Origin of the sequence: Vibrio sp. OPT46 (assembly GCF_015163535.1) — a bacterium.
Classification (GTDB): domain Bacteria; phylum Pseudomonadota; class Gammaproteobacteria; order Enterobacterales; family Vibrionaceae; genus Vibrio; species Vibrio alginolyticus.
The window spans coordinates 175,015-175,458 of record NZ_JADDYG010000244.1 but is presented as its reverse complement, the minus strand read 5'-3'; the positions used below and the strand labels follow the sequence as shown (position 1 = coordinate 175,458).

Annotated in this window: 1 protein-coding gene; it reads right to left on the bottom strand. The window is 35.6% G+C overall.

The window, feature by feature from the left end:
* Nucleotides 1-308: 308 nt before the first annotated feature.
* Nucleotides 309-444: cold-shock protein (locus tag IQR33_RS32805; RefSeq protein ID WP_228013853.1), on the bottom strand; the 136-nt coding region annotated here is incomplete at its 5' end.

Sequence of the window (444 nt, the reverse complement as noted above, 5' to 3'; positions counted from 1 at the left end):
TATATTTAATTTCATTTTTTCTCTTATATTCGCCAATCGCTTTTATTTTATAAACTTTATTTTTATGAGCAAAGCATGAGGCGAAGTGATTCAGATATGAATGAGATTAATTTAATTCCAAACTGGAATTGCAAGGTAGGTTGTGTGATTACCTAAAGATGTATACCAAAGTGACTTTATTGAAAGTGATTAATGATGGTGTGGGAGAGGTAAGTGATTTGGCTATATAAACTTAGATAGAGAATAGTAAGGGCAGTAACAAGTGGAAGGGGGTTGTGGCACCAACAACATTGATGCCACACAAAGAATTACAGTGCAGTTACTTCAGCTGCTTGTAAACCTTTGTTACCTTGTTCAACAACGAACGATACTTTTTGGCCTTCAGTAAGAGTTTTGAAGCCTTCAGAAACAATAGAACGGAAGTGAACGAATACGTCATCACCG